The sequence below is a fragment of the Sphaerochaeta sp. S2 genome (genome assembly GCF_016406725.1).
Lineage (GTDB): Bacteria > Spirochaetota > Spirochaetia > Sphaerochaetales > Sphaerochaetaceae > Sphaerochaeta.
In genome coordinates, this window is sequence record NZ_JAEKNT010000266.1 from 1 (window position 1) to 19,058 (window position 19,058).

The window sequence follows — 19,058 nt, forward strand, 5'->3', positions numbered from 1 at the left end:
GGATTCATCCCTGATCAACAGGTATCTGTCTGTCATTTTTTCCAGCTGACGGTTTGCATGAGCTACCATCAGTTCAAAAGTTAGTCCTTGTGCAAAGGTACGATACTTTTTACCATCGGCTGAACCGATGAGATTGTGCAAGGAATCCCAGCGAGCGCAACGTTGTGTTTGAGCTTCTATGGCGAGTTTCTTGCCCTGTATTCGTTCTATTGCTGCAATATTTTCTCGCAGTGTATGTGTATAGGTAGCAATTTCATCTCGTAACTGCTTCAAAGACTCGTCATAGATGTTTGCTTGTGCCTGTACATCTTCATATGTGGCATCGCTGAGATGCTTCTCCTGCTCTAATTCCAAACGATCCATCCGATCTTTCAGCTTGGTCACAAGTGTGGTTTCTGAATTATCCAACTCCCTTGCTTTCTGGGATAAGGATTCCCGTTCCTCATAGGAAATCCTGGCTTCCCGGAATGCTTCCTCATCAGAAAAATCAGATGTGCGTAATGCCTTCAGGAATTGTTCTTCTGCTTCTGCAAGTTTTGGAGCCCGTTGTTCGATGCTCTTGTTTCTAGACTCTACCTTACTTCTGGCTGTTGCCAGTTTTTGTTGAAGATCATTACATAGTGCCCTGGCTCTCTTTTCAGCTGACTCGGCATCAGCAATTGCATCGGTCAAGCGTTTTTCTTCAACATTTGGGATTACATCACCATACAAGCTTTTCCGTTTATCTTTGGTATCGGCTAGTTGTTGTTTTAGTGTATCGAGATGGTTCCTTTTGCCAACTAGAGCTTTCTCCTGAGTGGAAATCATCCCCTCTAGACGCTTAATCTCTCCTACAATACTGTCGATATGTTTTTCGATCTCTGTTTTTTGTTTTGTTTTTTCCTGCCATACTTTCAGTCTGGAATCGAGAGAGGCCTGTATGGATGTAACCAAAGAGGAATTAATTTGGGTAATGCCCAATGGCCTCAGTTTCTCCAAAAGAGATTGTATGATCTGATCAACATTGGAGCGAAGGTTTTTTATGGTTAAAGCAATCTCACTACAGGTTCTTTCATCGGATTTCTTCTCATTGGCTGCACTTGCTTCTCTTTTCTCATATGCTTGCAGTGCGGTACGTGCATCAGTCTCTGCTTGTACAAGATTCCTTATAATATTCTCTTGATTCTCCGCTTCAGTGATCAGTGTTGTCAGTTTTTCAATGCGTTGTTCGATTTCATCGCGAACTGGAATATTCCCTTTTGCAAAAGGATGTTCTATTGCACCACAGAGTGGACAGGGTTTTCCGTCCTCCAGCTTTGTACGAAGGTTTTCCAGTTCCTCAATTCTCTTGATATAAGCGATTTCTCGAAGCAGGGAATCCTTTTCCTTACGGTAGGAGCTAAGAGGGATATCTTCTAGAAGTGTCTTCAAAGCAATTTGTGCTTCTTGGAGATCAAAAGAGATTTTTTCAAGCTTGGCTTTGCTTTCCGTGCATAGTGCTGTTGCTTCTTTCAGTTTCTTAGTAACGGTTGATACCGCTTTTTCAGCTATTTCGAGGGCAGTTCCCTTCTCTTCTATCTCTTTCTGTTTCTCCAGGAGAGATCCTAATTGTTCTTCAATACCGGTAAGGCCACTGACAAGCCATGCATCCTGTGAGTGCTCAGAAAGATATTGTTCTATAGTTTCTTTCTGGGTTTCACTTTCAGCTTTCTTCTCCTGCTCCTCGGTTAGATTCTTTCTATCAGCATCTATTTGTGTAGTATCCTTTGCGTAACTTTCAGCCTCATCAGATACATTCTTTTCCAAATTAGCTATCTTCTGATCGAGAGACTGAATTTCTTTCAGTTTTGGAGTTGCTGTTTGCAATTCCTGTTTTCTTTGTATTGTCAGCTGTTCTGCATCTGCAAGAATTTTACCTTGATTATTTGTTGAAGTCTCCATCTCAGGGAGAGCTGATTCTTCATCTCTTAAAGCAGTATTGTCTTCAGCTTGTTGTGAGCGAAGGGCTGAGAGTGTTGCGTATATTCCATCCAGATATGATGCTTTCAGGGCATTGCTCAAGATTGCCCTTTTTGGTTTGAACGTTTCCATTTCACGATAAAGTGCTTCTTTTTCTTGGGAAAGGTTATCGATTTCCTTGTTGAGATTCTCAATATTCTTCATCCAAAGCAAGGCTTCGTTTGTTTTTGACAAGTTACTGGTAAGGTTTTTCTCCTGTTGGAGTTTTTCTTCCAGTTCCTTTTTTATGGTTATTTCTTGTTCGGGTTCCAGAATCACAATACCAGAGGTTTCAGCCTGGAGCAGTTTCAATGCTTCCTGTTCCTTTCTCTGTCTTTCATGAACTCGTTTTGAGATCTCAGAGTACATTTCGGTACCGGTTATTTGCTCTAATATTTTCGATTTCTGCTCACTGTCTGCTTTCAAGAATGAGTCGAAACTACCTTGAGCCAAGAGGATTGAACGAGTGAACCGGTCAAAATCCATTCCTGTCTTTTCTTCTATAACAAGCCCTACACGACTTTTCATCGTTTCAATCGGTTTCCCGTTATCAGCGTCAAAGATTTGATGTTCTGCTTCCTGCAGATTTCCCTCAGCCTTGCTCCGTGCTCTTCTTTGTTCCCAATGACAACGAAATCGTCCTGCGTTTGAGGCAAACAACACCTCTGCATAACAACTTCCTGTCTGTCTGCTCATGATCTCATTATTGCTTTTGGTAATTCTTCCAAGCCTTGGTGTTGCTCCATAAAGAGCAAGACAAATGGCATCGAGAATGGTCGACTTACCTGCGCCAGTTGGTCCAGTCAAGGCAAAGATACCATTTGATTCATATTCTGGATGAGTAAAATCGATAACCCACTCTCCATAGAGTGAGTTGAGATTCTTGAATCTGAGTTCGAGTAGTTTCATGGTTTTGTCCTATTCAGCAAGGGTATCTTCATCATGCATTTCCAAGAGTATTTCATGATAAGCATCTCTCAAAGGCTGTCGCTCTCCCTCGGTTACTGCAAATGTATCGAGGCATCGTGTAAAGACTTCTTCCGGGTTTAGGTCTTCCAAAGTTTCCTGTACCTGCATTGATGCCATAACTCGTTGTATGAATTGACGATTCCGTATACGGAGTATGGTGAGGTTTGAATCTTTTACAAGTTCCTCACACTGTTCACTTAGATTGGTGACCATCTCGGGTGCTGTATACTCAATTTCAATATAAGCAGATTCACCCTTCTCTTTAAGCTGTAGAATTCTTGAGGTAATGTGCTCCATGGTTCCCTTGATGCTCTCCAGATGTTGAAATGATGGTATGGGAAGCGGCTCTATGGAAAGGGTTTTATCAAAATGCAGCAATACAACCTGTTTCTGCTGTTTTGCTTCCCCAAATCCCATGGGGATCGGGGAACCACTGTACCGTATCGCATCCTTGCCACCTACACACTGTGGTACATGGAGATGCCCAAGCGCTACGTAATCCAGGAATTCAGGGAAGACAGAGCTGTCTATCTGTGCAAGGGAGCCGATGTAGAGTTCACTCACACCATCTCCCTCTACTGTCTTGCCTCCTTGTGTGAAGAGATGCCCCATTGCAATGAGGGGTACATTGTTTCCCAATTCCATTTGTCTCTTTTTTGCAATACTACAAACTGTTTTATAGTGTTCCTTTATTCCTTCCAGGAGTTTTTTATTCTTGTCATCAATGGTCTCTCCTGCTTCCGCGTAGCGGATGTCCTTGTCACGCAAATAAGGGACAGCACAGATAATGGCCATCGGTTTACCATTTGCCTCAACTATAAGCACCTCTTCTTCTGGCGTTTCTCTTTTGGATCCAATTACATGTACATTGAGTACATGTAAGAGAGCGCTCGGAGCTTGTAGGAATGATGGGCTGTCGTGGTTTCCCCCGATGATTACGATGGTCTTGCAACATGATTTGGAGACTTTGTAGAGAAACTCGTAATAGAGTTGCTGGGCTTTGTTGCTAGGTGTACTGGTGTCGAAGATGTCACCGGATACCAACAAGATATCTACTTGTTGATTTTCGATGGTTTCAATCAACCAACTTAGAAATGAGGCAAATTCATCATAGCGTTTCTGTGAGAACAGCGAACGACCAAGATGCCAGTCTGATGTATGGAGAATATTCATGAAGGCTCCTGAAAAAGAGTTGTACTCATATCATCATAGTATAGGCTGACAGCAGGTGATTCTCAACCAAATGCATGCAGAAAGCTGGATAACTTCCAACTTCTTCCTGAATTAGTGTAAGGAGCTTTGAATGTTTGGGTGCTTTACATAAAAAACCCGCCTTCCGAAGAAGACGGGTCGTGTTTCTGGAGGTGGGGGGATTCGAACCCCCGTCCTAACGTGCCACCCAGGGACGTCTACAAGCTTAGCTGGTGATCAAAATTTCCAAAGTGCGTTAGGTTCACCGGCAAAACGTCCGCTCTTTGTAGCCTACTTTAATGTCCCCTCCCCCCATAGGCACTGGGTTGGGTAAGCTCTTACTTTTACAGGTATCCGTTGCTTAAGAGCGGCAGCAGACGGGCCTGTACGTCCTCGTGCTGTTACGCAGCGAGAGCGTATTCTGCTTCGAAGGAGACTTCGTCTTCTTTTTTGGCAGTTAAATGTTTTTGCTAGTTTTAGGAGTTGGCGCTCCGCTTGCAGCCACTGGCCTGATCTTCCGCCAGTCGAAACCGAAACACCCCCAATGGGACTAATCCCTTGAGGTATCTTTACTATACTCAGAATTTACAAAGAAGGCAAGGAGGGCTTATGCCCCCCTTGCTTGGTTCAACTTAACTGTATTTTTACAGGTTTTCTTTTGTCAGTACAGAAACGCCGGTATCTACATAGTCCTGGGAGATAGCCTCGCCACTCAATGCACGATAGGCAGTCTTTACACCTTCGTATCCCATTACATCAGGGTTCTGTGCCATGGTTGCAAGAATATGACCACTCTTGATCAATGAAAGAATCATATCACTCTTGTCAAATCCAACACCGATGACACTAGTTCCTGCTTCAGCAATTGCGTTTCCGATACCAACTGTGGATCCTTCATTGGCTCCGAAAAGACCAACCACACCTTGAGTAATAAAGTTTGCACTCATGTCCTTTGATACAGCAGCATCACCATTACAGTATTGGGTCTCTAGGATTTCAAAGGAAGTACCCTCGAAGGCCTTACGGAAACCCGTTTCACGAGCAACAGTGGAGGCCGTTGCACTGTTAACGGAGATTACTCCAATCTTTCCAGCATTTACGCCCTTAGCTTTCAATGCCTCAAGCATCTCCTCACCTGCTGTAGTCCCTGCAGCAGTGTTGTCTGTTGCCAGCGTCTGTACTGCGGGGAAGTTTGCTGCCGAGTCAACATAGACAATGGTAACTCCAGCTTCTTCAGCTTCTTTTAGTGCAGCAGTTACTGCATTCGGACCATTTGCAGCCAGAAGAATGGCATCAGCACCACCTGCAACTGCATTGTTGATGCTCTCAATCTGCTTAGCATCGTCCTTTACATCGGGAGCCAACCATTTGTAATCAACGGAGCCCAATTCCTCTGCTGCTTTCTGTGCACCCTTGTCCACATTTACCCAGTGCTGGTCCATCTGATCCATTGTGATCAGATAAATCTTGTAGGCAGAAGAATCCTCTTTTGCGCCCTGTGCGAACAGTGACCCTGCAATCAGCAGTACCAATAGTACCATACTCAGTTTCTTCATACTAATACTCTCCTTTACTATTTCTCACCTAAGGTGATTATGATCAAACACTTGCTTCCGTCCGTTTCTTCCGGGAACTCTTGCCTGAGCGGACGATGACATCAAGCAATACCGAGATGACGACAATGATTCCAATAACTATATTCCTGATGGCAACCGGGGCTCCTGCAAATTGCAGACCGTTCTGAAGAACGCCCCAAATAGAAGCACCAATCACTGTACCAAAGAGCATTCCCTGCCCTCCAAGGGTGGAAACTCCACCTATCACCGAGGCAGCAACAGCGTACAGCTCATAGGTATTACCTGCATCCATGGTACCCATTCCACTGGTAGCGGTGGTGATAAGGCCTACAACACAGGAGACAAAAGCAGAAACTAGATAAGCTTTAGTTGTTGTAGAAACCAAGTTAACACCACTGAGTCTGGCTGCCTCTGCGTTGGACCCTATTGCATAAATATGCCGGCCTGTCTTTGTACGGGTGAGGATGAAGTTGAAGATAATCCAGAGTACCAGAGCAATCCAGATAGTGTTATAGAGTCCAAAAGTCTTTCCATAATAGAAGAAGTCACGAAGGCCTTGTGCTGCTTCTCCGATTGAATCGGTATTGTAATTGTTGTTTGCTATCTGCGCTATGCCTCGGGCTATTGTCATGGTTCCCAACGTGGCAATGAATGGAGGTAATTTCGCAAATGACACGAGCAGACCATTTGACAATCCCACTCCAAGGCATGCAACGATAGTTAGCAATACAGCCAACCAAGGATTCACTCCTTTTGTCATGAGAGTAGCGCTGATCATCGTGCTCATGCCTACTACAGAACCAATGGAAAGGTCGATATTTCCAGTAATCAGTACGTAGGATTGTCCGATTCCAATAAGCAGTATTGGGGCAATCTGACGAAGCAAGTTTGCCACATTACGGGATGAGAAAAATATTGGGTTCATTATCCCAAAAATAACACTCAAAACAACAAGACCAGCGGTTACGGTCAGTACTTGTCCTATTCCCCGTATTCCCATCAACCGTTTGAACGGTTTTTCAATATACGTTACCATATCGTTTCCCTCACCCTACCTGGTTCTCAAATTTATTTTCAAATTGTGTTGCAAGTGCAAGTATCTTTTCCTGTGTTGCATTCTCACGAGTTAATTCACCAGTTATCCTGCCATCACACATTACTAAAATTCTGTCACTAAAACCAAGGATTTCCGGCATCTCACTGGATATGAACATTACCGCAATACCTGACTCCTTTAACTGATTCATAAGCTGATAGATCTCAACTTTTGCAGCAACATCTATTCCACGTGTTGGCTCATCAAAGATAACTACTTTACTATTTCTGGCAAGCCACTTACCCACTACTACCTTTTGTTGGTTTCCTCCTGACAAGGAAGAAGCATCGACCTCTGCATTTGCAAGCTTGATCTTCAAGTCCTTAATAGCTTTGTTGACCATTTCGGCTTCTTTCTTGCGATTAACAACACCAGCCTTGGAGCAAAGCAAGTCAAGGTTAGGCAAGGCAATGTTTTCTCTCACTGAGAGCTTGACGCAGATTCCGTCTTTCTTTCTATCTTCAGGAGCAAGCACCAAACCATGTCGTATTGCATCCTCTGGACAATTGATAGTAACTTCCGTTCCGTTAACAGTTATAAGGCCTTGGTCTTTTGGATCTACACCAAAAATGGCTCTCGTCATCTCAGTACGTCCAGCTCCCATCAATCCAGCAAAACCGAGTATTTCACCCTCGTAAACATCAAAATTTATCTCCCGTACCAATGGACCGGCACACAGATTTTGTACGCTGAATAGTTTTTTCCCTTGATGAGCAGGGATTCTGGGGAATTTCTCCTTAATTTCCCTTCCTACCATATGTGCGATAATCTGGTTCATGGTAAGGTCAGGAAAGGGTTTTTCAAGAATGAATCTTCCATCCCGCATTATGGTTACTGTATCAATGATATGTTGCAACTCTTCCAGACGGTGACTGATATAAATGATTCCCACCCCCTTCTCTTTTAGGCCCTTGATTAGCCGAAAGAGTTGGTTAATCTCCACACTAGTCAATGCACTGGTGGGCTCATCCATAATTAGTACCTTTGCATTTGATTGCAGAGCCTTTGCAATCTCCACCATCTGTTGTTTCGATACTGCCAAGTCACCAACAAGCATGTCAGGATCAAGGTCAATATCAAGAGATTGCAATACTTCCTTCGCCCGGCTACGCATACTTTTGTTGTCTAGCAATCTCCCTGTTGTCTGTTCATGTCCAAGGAAAATATTCTGACAGACAGTGAGATGGGAACACATATTCAATTCTTGATGTATGATCGATATTCCTAGTTCTTGAGCTTGTTTGGGAGTAAGATCGCCTTCAATCGTATTTCCAAACAACCTCATTGTTCCGCTGTTCCTGGTGTATACTCCGCTGAGGATTTTCACTAATGTGGACTTCCCAGCCCCATTCTCCCCAAGTAATGCCATAACCTGGCCAGCCTTTAAGCGGAACTGGACATCATCCAGTGCTTTTACACCTGGAAAGGTTTTGGTAATATGTTCCATTTCTACGATGTATGGTTGATCATTCATGTATGTAAGTGTTGCATGGGAATAGCTAGCTAGATAGGTGCGCTTTCTTTGGAAAGAGGTGGAATTTTTTTGGATTATTGAGGAATTGATCCCGCAAAACCTCGATATTGGGAAAATTCATGACGCAGTAGTTGTCGTTCAATCTTTCCGTTCTTACACAGCAACAGACGGTCTGCAATCTGCAGTGTATCAGATAGTGAGACTGCGAGGATAAGGATGGTAGTTCCTCGTTGTTTCAATAGGTCATAGGTGGAAATCAACTCGATTCGTTGATACATGTCTATTGAAGCGAATGGTTGTACAGCACAAAGAAAGGTAGGTTTTTGGAGTAGCAATCGTTGATACACTAACCGTAGTTTATAAGACTGGGAGTACTCTTCTGCTGAGGTCTCAGTTATTGATTCTCCAAAGGGCTCTTCCAAATCGTGGCCAAGTGCAACTCTACGTTTCCGCGTCAACCAAAGATACGGCACCTTATGGTCACTGGTGAATAACAGATTGTCCAATACCGTGAGTTGTGGAAAAATGAGACTTTGTTCAGGTTTTGCTGGAACCAGTGCGATGGAGCGATCGGAGATTGTAGGTCTTTTCCCTTCCAACAAAATGCTTCCTGATTCAGGTTCTGTCTCACCCTTCAACAATGAAAATAGTTGTTCCAAAATAAGATTTTCACTATCCATGAGCACTACTGTTTCGCCTTTTTCGATTTGAAGATGTATATCTTTTATGTTACGATAGGAGAGGTGGTTGATTTTAAAATAGCCTTCTGAGATAGGTCTCTGGATATATTGTTCCTGTCGCTTCCCTTCTTCGATGGATTCCTTGAATTCATAGGCGTATTGGTTGATCACCCTGTCATTCATCTGATCAGGATATAGGTGTTTGATAATTTTACCTTCTCGCATAAGATAACATCGGTGTGAGAAACGAAAAGCTTCTTGGTGGTGATTACATACATAGAGGAATGTCATTCCTTCATGTATGAAATAGGTAAGAATCGGTTGCAGCTTTGCCAAATCCATCTCACTGACGAAGGTAGAAATATCCTTGAGAATGACTAAGCTACTTCTGGATAGTTTGGCCTTAACAAATTGTATCACCAGTTTCTCAAAAGAAGAAAGGTCACTCACTAGAGTTCTGTTACTGATTTCAAGGTGGAATGGTGCCAGCAGTTGCTGCATCTGTGAAGAAAGTAGTTTATATTTGATAAGATGTTGCTTACTTCCTTTTCTGAGGATAAAGAGATTTTCCTCAACACTCAGATTATCGATAAGCATACTCTTACGATCAATCACCGCTACATTATTCTCTTTACGATTGCTGGAGAGGTAATCATTGACCAATTGCTCTTGGCAGTAAACATGTCCGTAATGGAGTGGGATGTTCTTCTGGAAAATGGTGAGCAGTTCCTCGATACCAAGTGCATTCACCCCTATTAGGCCAACTACCTCTCCTTTAAAAAGTTGAATGTTTATATCGTGTAAAAACGGAGGAAGCGATACCTGTTCAAGACGAAATACTTCCTCTTTCATGATTCAGCTTTCTCCTGCTTGCTTGCTGGCAATGAGATGATTACATCTGTCCCCACTTGTTTCTGGCTGGTTACAGTGAGACCATACTGCTCCCCGAACAATAATTTGATTCTATTGTTGACATTCACCAATGCGATTCCGCTTTCTTTCTCCTCTCGCTTCACATAATCAAAACTGCGTATATTCAACCCTCTCTGGATTTTCTCCAACATATCAGGATCCATTCCTACCCCATCATCACTTACGGTAACGATGAGTCTGGATTGGGTCCGTTCCAACCGAATTAAAAGATGGCCTTCCCCTACCTTGCATTCAAGACCATGGATGATGCAGTTCTCGACAATAGGCTGAAGAGTGAGTTTTGGGATACGGTACAGGAGGAGGTCTTTCGTATCTTCCTCATCAAATACTATACTCAGCTTGATTCTGGTGCCAAAACGAAATTGTTGGATAAAGAAGTAATTCTTGGTATTTTCAAGCTCTTGGCCAAGAGTAACCAAGTTCTCTACATTGCTAATGGTATAGCGAAAAAATGTGGAGAGTGCTTCGGTCATGGTAGCAACTGAATCTAGCCCAGCAAGCAGTGCTTCACTGCGAATCCCTTCCAAGGTGTTATAAAGGAAATGAGGATTAATCTGATTCTGAAGCGCCAAGAATTGAGCTTGACGCTTGCTCGCATTCATTAAGTGATCGTTATTGAGCACCGTCTGCAAGGTTCTATTGACCGAAACTAATTCCTTCGCTAACGGGGTTTGTTCGTCTATTATTGATCGAAAGGTGTATCCAGTAGCAAACAACTGCCAGATATGTTTTGTTCTTCTATATGGCAGCACTATCCACCAATAACTAAAAGCCAGCAGAATGAAAAAGCTTACAAGTGAGAAAAGAAGAACCAGTGGTGTCTGGATACGTTCCTCTAGATAGAGAAACATACCAGCAAGCACAAGGAGGACGTGCAATACAAAGAGAGAGGCAATAAGGATTATACGTGATTCTAGATATCGATAAGTATCAGCCATAGAGCTTCCTGTATTCATTAGGCTTAATCTGACAACTCTTTTTGAACAACTTCGTAAAGTGCTTCGGATCATGATAACCTATTTCAAATGCTATCTCAGCTATCCCTTTATTTGTATCCACCAGTAAACGTTTTGCCTCCTGGATTCTGAGGGCAAGTACATAGTCACTAAAACCGACACCCATGCTCTTTTTAAAGAGTGCACTGAAATAGGAACTGTTGAGATGTACCTGTTCACTTACAAGATCCAGACTGAGCATCTCATCCTTATAATGTTTTTGGAGATAGTTTATAGAAATTCTTATGGGTTTACTAACCAGTACTTCCCGTGCCTCGCGATACTGAACTAGGAGTGTATGCATTGCCTTACAGTAGGCTAGTTTTACCGCTTCCAGAGATTCTGCTTCAAGCATTGCCTGTTCATGGTTCTCTACTGTATCCTCCTGTGCACACTGTTCTTTGGCAAACTGTAGGGCTTGTCGGTAGGACTGGAGAAGCACTTCCACTGTGGTATAGAGGGAAACCTGTTGTTTCTCCAAGGTACGAAATATATCTGAAGTGAGATAATCAGTATTCAGATTGTCTTGAGCACAACATTTCTCGAACGAAACTGCTACACTTTGAAGGAAAGGATCAATGGTACATTTTTCCAAGTCTTCGGCTTCAAACAAATGATGATGTCCTTCTACCAATCTTCTTGTTAGAGCTTGTTTTGCTGATAACAACGATAGAGGTAGATCATCAAGAGATGTTACCTCCAATCCCATAGCTATCGAACATCTTAAATCTTGAAATATCTGAGCCTGAACCTTGAGCATTTCAACCAAATTCTCAGCCCCCAAAATTACCTGAGAACGTTGTTCACTCTGATAGGTATAAAATAGGTATAGATCTCCTTGATATGCTTGAAGACAGACATTGAAGGAGTCTCTTTCCAAAGCAGTTCTCACTTTTTCTTGAAGCAGTTGAACCACTGGATCCTTTGATGGACTCTGTATACCAATTATCCCGATACGAAGCACTGTGTTGTCGGTAATCCAGGGAGAGAGAATCTGCGGATCATTACTCTTCAAGAATGATAAAAAACTAGTACTCTTCAAATACTCTCTGTCTTCCTTTACTTGTTTCTGCAAGGCCTTCGAAGATGATTGTTCACTATATCGCTTCTTCATCCTTTGCAGTGTTTGGTTCAACTCCTGCTTCTTGATCGGTTTCAGCAGGTATTCGCCTACACCATATTTGATGGCGCTCTGTGCATAGTCAAACTGTTTATGGCCACTGATAATAATGAATTGCAAATCTGGATATAGTGCTTTTGCCTTGCTGATCAATTCCAAGCCATCGAGACCTGGCATACGTATATCAGTGATAACCAGATCAGGCTTCTCTCGCTTGATTACATCAAAAGCTTCCAATCCATCATAGGCAGTCCCAACGTTCTGTAGATCTAGTCCATCCCAGTCAATCAATGCAACTATAAGGGCACGTACTCTTCTCTCATCATCCGCGACAACAACTTTCATATTCGTTATTGTACGGGGAAAACTGTAAGAGCGAAAGTTAAACCTGTGATTTTCTTTCCTCAAGTGTTTCTGCAAACGCCTCAAGTGCTTCACCAAATTGTTGTAGGTCAGTGAACTGTAACGTAGCTGAACGATCGTATCCAGTTTTTTGCTTGTTTACGATTACCAGTGAGGCGCTGTTTTGCAATGAATGATACGGTAGGTTTGCTGCAGGTTGTACCAACAGAGAGGAGCCCAGGACAAGTGTAAGGTCACTATGGCTGAACATCTCATATGCCTTGGCTAGTACCAAGGCATCAAGGTTCTCTCCATAGAAGGTTATATCCGGTTTTATCACAGACCCACACTGAGTACACCGTGGTACTTCCCCGTTCAATACGATAGGGGCAATGGATGCATAGGAGTAGTAGCTGTTGCAATTTGTGCAATGGTGGTGTTCGGCACTCCCGTGCAATTCATAACATTTTCGGCTTCCTGCCTTTTTATGCAACATATCAATGTTTTGTGTGAAAACACCTCGTACGTAGCCTTTTCTCTCCAAGGTAGCTAGACTGGTATGTACTACATTCGGTTGGTAGGAATCCAATTTGTACCAGAACTCTCTGGCCCATTCGTAGAAGAGCTCTGGATGAGCATGGAAAAATCCTATACTCAAGATCTCTTCAACTCGATACTCATTCCAACGTTTTGCATATACTCCACTGCTGCTTCGAAAGTCAGGTATTCCGGAGAGCGTTGAGATGCCTGCACCAGTAAGCACGACCAGGGAACGGCTTCCCCTGATCATTGCTCTCAGTGTGTTGAATTTTTTCTCAAAAGCTAGTTGTTTTTCCATTACACTCCAGATTATACCAGAATTCCGCTATACGTGTTTCCTTTCAATTCATTCAGGCGAACTTTAACAATGCTTCCTTTTTCAGGAGAACCAGAGAAAACCACCATTTCATTGTGCTCTGTTTTTCCGAGCATCTGGGAAGCATCATGCTTGGAAACCTGGGTTACCAATACCTCAACTTCCTCATGACTGCGTTTTGTCTTTTCTTCCGCAAAAATGGCATGTTGGAAAGTGATGAGTTCACTCAACCGTCTCTTCCTTACCTCCTCATCCACTTGCCCTTCCATGTCTACTGCCTTGGTGCCCTCTCTGGGATTAAAATAGTACATGAATGCTTCAAGACACCTCATATGAGAGAGAACACGCAGTGTTTCCTGATACTCCTCCTCTGTTTCGGAGGGGAAGCCCACCATAACATCAGTGGAGAAGGTGATCTCGGGAACTGCTTCCCTGATTTCATCAATCAGTGAAAGAAATTGTTCTTGAGAGTATTTACGGTTCATGAGGGAGAGGATTCTCGTTGATCCACTCTGCAATGGGATATGCAGGTGACGGGCTATTACTTTCTCTTCCTTGATCACCTGTACCAGTTCGCTGGTAAAATCCTTGGGGTGAGGGCTTTCAAAACGTATCCACTTGACCGAGTGCTTCTGGCCAGCCAGGATTTTCAGCAGCTTGGGGAAGTTGATAACCTTCCCATCCTGCTCAAAGTGATAACTGTTTACGTTCTGCCCAAGCAGGGTTACTTCTTTCACTCCCTTGGAGTCAAGGAATGCAAATTCCTTGATGATATCATCAACCGGACGGGAGACTTCTCTTCCTCGTACATAGGGAACAATGCAGTAGGCACAAAAATTGTTACAGCCGTTCATGATGGGAATAAAGGAGCTGAACTCACCTTCCTGATAGTAAGATGCTCCAAAGGTATAGGACTGGGAGTGCTCGTCCATTTTCCCATCCTTGCTGGTGAGGATATTGACGATACGTTGTTTGTCGTTTGTTCCGATTACATAATCTACCTGTGGTGCCTCATCCTTCAGGTCTTCCTGGAGGCGTTCAGCCATGCAGCCAGTCACAATCAAGGTAAAAGGTCGCTCTTTCTTGATCCGACCGAAGAAACCAAGTCTTCCCCAGATACGATTATCAGCACTTTTTCGTACAGTACATGTATTCAAAATAGCGCAATCTGCTTGTTCAGCACTTGCTGCGGGAACCAATCCGGCTCCTTTGAGTTGTAGTTCCAGTGCATTGCTCTCGGCAATGTTCATCTGGCAACCATAGGTCTCAAGCCAATATGTGTGAATCATTTCACTTCCTTGCTTGCAAACTGCTTGGCAGCTTGCATGGTATTTTTCATGAGCATGGCAATGGTCATTACCCCGACCCCACCGGGAACCGGAGTAATGGCGTTGCAGCGTGGTGAGACGTTTTCATAGTCGACATCACCTACCAGTCGGTAGCCACGTTTACGACTGGCGTCTTCAATTCTGTTAATTCCTACATCAATGACCACTACCCCATCTTTTACCATATCGGAAGTAATAAAGTGGGGCCTCCCGATTGCAGCAATGAGAATATCTGCCTGGCGTGTGATAGATGGGAGATCTTTCGTTCTAGAATGACAGATGGTCACCGTTGCATCTCTTCCCTTCTGTATCAGGAGGCTTGCCATGGGCTTCCCTACAATATTACTTCTCCCCACGATCACAACATGCTTGCCAGCGGTTGCTATATGGTAATAGTCAAGTATTTCCATAACTCCCTTCGGTGTGCAGCTTACAAAGCCAGGGTTGCCTATCAGGAGGTTCCCTACACTCTTAGGATGGAAGCCATCTACGTCTTTTTCAACAGCAATGGCTTGGATCACCTCCTCAGGGTCGAGTCCATCAGGAAGTGGCATCTGTACCAAGATACCATGTACAGAAGAATCTGCATTCAATTGATGAATTAGTGCAAGGAGCTGCTCCTGCGAAGTATCAGAGGGAAGATGATAGTCCTTATGGCCAAAACCGAGTGAGAGGCATGCTTTCTTCTTCCCGGCCACATAGCTTTGACTCGCTGGGTCCTCGCCTACCAGAACAACTGCAAGAGTTGGTGCATACCCATAATTCTCCAAGAAATGTTTTGCTTCCTCGGTGAGTGTATCATATACGTTTTGCGCTACTTCTTTTCCTGATAGTATCTGCATGTCTTGCTCCTCAATATCCCCTACAGTACCGTAAAATACCAACGAATGGCAACAAAGGTAAACCGTCTGTTTGCTTTTCCATTCTTCTGTTACTATACTTTTCAGTGGGTATGAAGCTATGCTATTGTAACTGACAGGAAACCACCTTGTTTCTTGTACATATACTGAGGTACCGAATGAAAAAATTACTACTGTTACCACTATTCCTTGTCTTGCTCTCAGCTTCTCTCTTTGCAGCTGACACCTATGATAAAGGAAATCAAATCTTCTCGTTCAAGATAGGAACCACTATTCCTGCATTTACTCACTTTTTTGCGGATGATACAAATGCCACTCTTGTTGGGCTTGGAGAAGATAATACGGGTATGAAGGTTGGCGGATATGGTGCCATTAGTTATCAGGTTTTCAATACCCCAAAGACAGCAATTGGTGGTGAGATCGGGTATAACTTCAATTTTTCTGCAGCCAAGATGTTGTTTACTGCAGTTCCTTTTTATGCAAAGTATTCATATGTCCCTGTCCAGGGTGAGTGGGACCTTCCCATTTCCTTTGGTCTTGGTGGAGCGTACATCAAGTACAATGACGCTTCCATGATGACCATGTACGCAAACATGGAAGTTGGCGTCACTTGGTTTCCTGGAGAGAACTGGGGGTTTGGTATCAATACCGGACTTTGGTTGATTCCAGAATTCAACTACTATGAAGAGTTACAGCAAGACAATGCGCTTGTTGGTTTTGTGCCCATCACCCTCTCTATCAGTTACAGACAATAGGAGTCCTTCCCATGAAGAAAAAACATATATTGACATCGATTGCACTTACACTTCTCCTCTCTTTCATGCTGCTCAGCTGTAATGCTGATGCAACTGCAGGTCTGTTTAGGCAGATCAGTGAGTCAAAGGCACCTGTTGGTATAGTCTACAAGCAGATTGTGGGACAGTATGATGACGATGATCCCTTGACAACTAATCCGTTATACTTCTTAACGGATGAAGGTCTCTTCTCAACCAATGGTATGAGTTCTACAAAGCTGGTAGCTAATGAAGAAGGGAATATTATCCAGACAGCATATGTCGATAGTACCGAAGCAAAGGTTGTGTTCCAGACAAATGACGGTACCAAGAAACTGTATAGTTATGACATTGATTCAGAAACTGTAGATAGTGCTGCAATCGCCGATTTTTCAACATATGATACCGTGAAGCTATTACCCAATGGACTGGTGCTCACCAAAGATGGCTCTGATGCATTTGCACTGTACAAGTATACTGATGTTTATGCTGCAGTTGTTTCTATTGGTACCTTGCCTGGATTTGGTGTAGAAGCAGTATTGCAGCCAAGTGGTACAAAACATCAGGACCTATCGACCACCCCACTGCTTGTGTCCCTGACAGATGGAAGTGATTACAAGCATTACTATGTCTCTGGTTCTGGTTCTAGTTCTACTGCAACAGCGCTCCCTGCAGCAACCGAGGATATCCGGTATGCTTCCATGACTGTGATCAACAACAGTGGTGCTATTGGTGCTATCTATATGCTCACCTATGAAGGTGCATTGTATGGGGCTTCATCGGTTACTGGTCCCTTTACCCTGATGCACACAGCATCCACTAAAAGCTATGAAAAGCACGCATTCATGTATGCCTATAGTGATGGTGCAACCACTGACCTGATCACAAAACCAAAGGGAATCAATGAGCCACTGTATGTAATCAGCTTCAATGACAACACTGTTGATACTACTGGGGTTTCCGCTGAACCTATCCGTGATGGATATGGAGTCTATCTTGATGCTGTTGAGATTGTGGACAGCTATGAGAAGAGTGATGGTACCTTGTTGATAGCCACACTGAACAACGGTATGTACGGAATAGATATTGGTGGGAATACCTCTACAAACACAGAAAACTATTCTCTATAGTCTTCAAATGATTACCAGGGAATGTACGGTTATAGAGAGCGGGATGGCATATGCCATCCCGTTCTTGCTTAATTCATGGAAAATCATTCTATTAAAAACAGCTGGTGAACCTAGTCTCCCCTCACCTCATGGAGGATATTTCTGACCTCTTCATCCTGGAACTGCTCATCAATCTCCTGACTGCTGAGGCCTAGGAACTCATGACAATTGTAGTGTATCCAACGCTCATCATCAGGACTGTTTAGGACATGTTTACGACAGTAATAATCTGGTTGGACTGGAAGGGGTTCTTCCTTCTTGTAGAGTGGAACCTTGTAATCGAAGACCGCAATTTTCAAATCTTCTCTGGGAATGCCCTTATGCATGATGATTTCAGCAAGTGCATTGACTGTCTTTCCAGTATCGAAAATATCATCGACAAGAAGGATCCTGTCCCCTGTTCTCAGGTGCTCAGGGCTGTATGTCCATCCATCAACCATGACATTTGTCTGGGTACGTAGATACCCATAGGAACGGGCAACAACAGCAGCATAGAAAACAGGTCTCCCCTGTTCCCTGATACGTACCATCTTGTAATATTCACTGAAGACGTTTGCCATATAGGCACCACCCCTGAGTGAAGCATAAATGATATCCGGAACGAAATGATCTTCCTTGTACATCTGATGCGCAAGCTTCAATGCACTGTCACGAATATCATCGCATGTAATGAACTCTTTAATTACCATAGAAAAGACCCCCAGGGACTAGAAAACCGTCAGAACTTCCAAGCCATGTTTTGTAATAGCAACAGTATCCTCAAAATGTGCAGATGGCAACCCGTCTGCTGTAACGACTGTCCAATCATTTGAAAGAAGTCTTACTTTATGGGTTCCCAAGTTGATCATCGGCTCAATAGCCAATACCATGCCCTCCCGAATGCGGGGATTTGGTAAATAGGAGCTGGTGTAGTTTGGAATCTCAGGCTCCTCATGTACATCAAGACCTACACCATGGCCACAGTAGTCTCTCACAACTCCATACCCATGCTTTCTGGCATGCTTGTAGACTGCAGAGCCAATATCCTGGATTCGAGCACCTTTCTGCGAAGCGGCCTCAATACCGAGACGCAGACTCTCTTCTGTAACATCACAGAGCTGCTGGTACTCATCCTTGGTCTTTCCAACGATGAAAGTCCTGGCCATGTCAGAGAAGTGCCCATTCATGTTGATACCAAGATCAACATCAACCAGGTCACCTTCCTGGATAATTCGTTTTTTTGAAGGAATCCCGTGGATTACCTCCTCATTGACTGAAATACAGGCAGTCGCAGGAAACCCCTCATAATGAAGGAATGCAGGGACCCCTTTATGGTTCACAATAAACTGGTAACAGTACTGGTCAATATCAAAAGTGGACATCCCTTCCTGTATATAAGAGGAGAGATTATGCATAAGCTCAGCTGTGAGATGACAAGCCTCTCTTATACCAGCTATCTGTGCTTCAGTCTTTAAACGAATCATCGGTATGTTGCTCCTGAATAGGGAAAAGCTGTTTCTGCATTGCATCCAGAATCCCATTGATGAACTTATAGTTTACTTCAGTGGAGAAATCCTGACTCAGCTTTACCGCTTCGTCAATGATGATATGAGGATGAATATCCCCAAACATTAGGCAGTAAACACTCATCCTGAGAATATTTCTGTCTACAATATCAATTCGTTCGAGAGGACGATTGAGTGAAAACTTACTGATCGACTCATCAATCTTCTCAAGAT

16 protein-coding genes and 1 other RNA gene are annotated in these 19,058 nt (G+C 43.5%); 2 read left to right on the forward strand and 15 right to left on the reverse strand.

The features are described from left to right. From JF818_RS07540 to folD, 12 genes are all read right to left on the reverse strand, one after another. The coding region (locus JF818_RS07540; protein WP_198891416.1) for an AAA family ATPase at window positions 1-2,886 on the reverse strand (2,886 nt) is incomplete at its 3' end. Window positions 2,887-2,895: 9 nt separating this feature from the next. Then, window positions 2,896-4,119: an exonuclease SbcCD subunit D C-terminal domain-containing protein gene (locus JF818_RS07545; RefSeq protein ID WP_198891417.1), complete on the reverse strand. Its 1,224-nt coding sequence runs from the start codon at window positions 4,117-4,119 to the stop codon at window positions 2,896-2,898. 183 nt (window positions 4,120-4,302) lie between these two features. Continuing rightward, window positions 4,303-4,680, reverse strand: a transfer-messenger RNA (tmRNA) gene (gene ssrA / locus JF818_RS07550). A gap of 101 nt (window positions 4,681-4,781) precedes the next feature. Next, window positions 4,782-5,693 carry an ABC transporter substrate-binding protein gene (locus JF818_RS07555; protein WP_198891418.1) on the reverse strand — a complete coding sequence of 304 codons (912 nt, stop codon included), beginning with the start codon at window positions 5,691-5,693 and terminating at the stop codon, window positions 4,782-4,784. 43 nt (window positions 5,694-5,736) lie between these two features. Next, window positions 5,737-6,750 (reverse strand): ABC transporter permease, encoded by a 1,014-nt coding sequence (locus tag JF818_RS07560; protein WP_198891419.1) that lies wholly within the window; start codon window positions 6,748-6,750, stop codon window positions 5,737-5,739. A gap of 10 nt (window positions 6,751-6,760) precedes the next feature. Further along, window positions 6,761-8,284: a sugar ABC transporter ATP-binding protein gene (locus JF818_RS07565; protein WP_198891420.1), complete on the reverse strand. Its 1,524-nt coding sequence runs from the start codon at window positions 8,282-8,284 to the stop codon at window positions 6,761-6,763. Between the two features lie 74 nt (window positions 8,285-8,358). Beyond that, a complete protein-coding gene (locus JF818_RS07570; protein WP_198891421.1) occupies window positions 8,359-9,816 on the reverse strand; it encodes an ATP-binding cassette domain-containing protein in 1,458 nt (485 codons plus the stop codon). Next, window positions 9,813-10,835, reverse strand: coding sequence for a sensor histidine kinase (locus JF818_RS07575; RefSeq protein ID WP_198891422.1), 1,023 nt, complete (start codon window positions 10,833-10,835; stop codon window positions 9,813-9,815). The genes JF818_RS07570 and JF818_RS07575 overlap by 4 nt, the downstream gene beginning before the upstream one ends. Then, window positions 10,828-12,357: a response regulator gene (locus JF818_RS07580; protein WP_198891423.1), complete on the reverse strand. Its 1,530-nt coding sequence runs from the start codon at window positions 12,355-12,357 to the stop codon at window positions 10,828-10,830. The genes JF818_RS07575 and JF818_RS07580 overlap by 8 nt, the downstream gene beginning before the upstream one ends. Window positions 12,358-12,394: 37 nt before the next feature. Then, window positions 12,395-13,192, reverse strand: coding sequence for an NAD-dependent protein deacylase (locus JF818_RS07585; protein WP_198891424.1), 798 nt, complete (start codon window positions 13,190-13,192; stop codon window positions 12,395-12,397). 11 nt (window positions 13,193-13,203) lie between these two features. Then, on the reverse strand, window positions 13,204-14,499 hold the full coding sequence (miaB, locus tag JF818_RS07590; protein ID WP_198891425.1) for a tRNA (N6-isopentenyl adenosine(37)-C2)-methylthiotransferase MiaB: 1,296 nt from the start codon (window positions 14,497-14,499) through the stop codon (window positions 13,204-13,206). Next, entirely contained in the window at window positions 14,496-15,380 is an 885-nt protein-coding gene (gene folD, locus JF818_RS07595) for a bifunctional methylenetetrahydrofolate dehydrogenase/methenyltetrahydrofolate cyclohydrolase FolD (protein WP_198891426.1), read from the reverse strand. The genes miaB and folD overlap by 4 nt, the downstream gene beginning before the upstream one ends. A gap of 176 nt (window positions 15,381-15,556) precedes the next feature. On the opposite strand from folD, the gene JF818_RS07600 reads away from it, so the two are divergent. Then, window positions 15,557-16,153, forward strand: a complete 597-nt coding sequence (locus JF818_RS07600; protein WP_198891427.1) for a TP0733 family outer membrane beta-barrel protein — start codon at window positions 15,557-15,559, stop codon at window positions 16,151-16,153. An 11-nt stretch (window positions 16,154-16,164) separates the two neighbouring features. Then, window positions 16,165-17,301 carry a hypothetical protein gene (locus JF818_RS07605; protein WP_198891428.1) on the forward strand — a complete coding sequence of 379 codons (1,137 nt, stop codon included), beginning with the start codon at window positions 16,165-16,167 and terminating at the stop codon, window positions 17,299-17,301. 110 nt (window positions 17,302-17,411) lie between these two features. Here JF818_RS07605 and JF818_RS07610 read toward each other — a convergent pair whose 3' ends face one another. From JF818_RS07610 to JF818_RS07620, 3 genes are all read right to left on the reverse strand, one after another. Further along, the gene (locus JF818_RS07610; protein ID WP_198891429.1) at window positions 17,412-18,029 is read right to left on the reverse strand and encodes a phosphoribosyltransferase; all 618 of its coding nucleotides are present in this window, start codon (window positions 18,027-18,029) and stop codon (window positions 17,412-17,414) included. Window positions 18,030-18,047: 18 nt separating this feature from the next. Beyond that, entirely contained in the window at window positions 18,048-18,803 is a 756-nt protein-coding gene (map, locus tag JF818_RS07615; protein ID WP_198891430.1) for a type I methionyl aminopeptidase, read from the reverse strand. Further along, window positions 18,784-19,058: transcription antitermination protein NusB (locus JF818_RS07620; RefSeq protein WP_233066763.1), on the reverse strand; the 275-nt coding region annotated here is incomplete at its 5' end. The genes map and JF818_RS07620, both read right to left, overlap by 20 nt.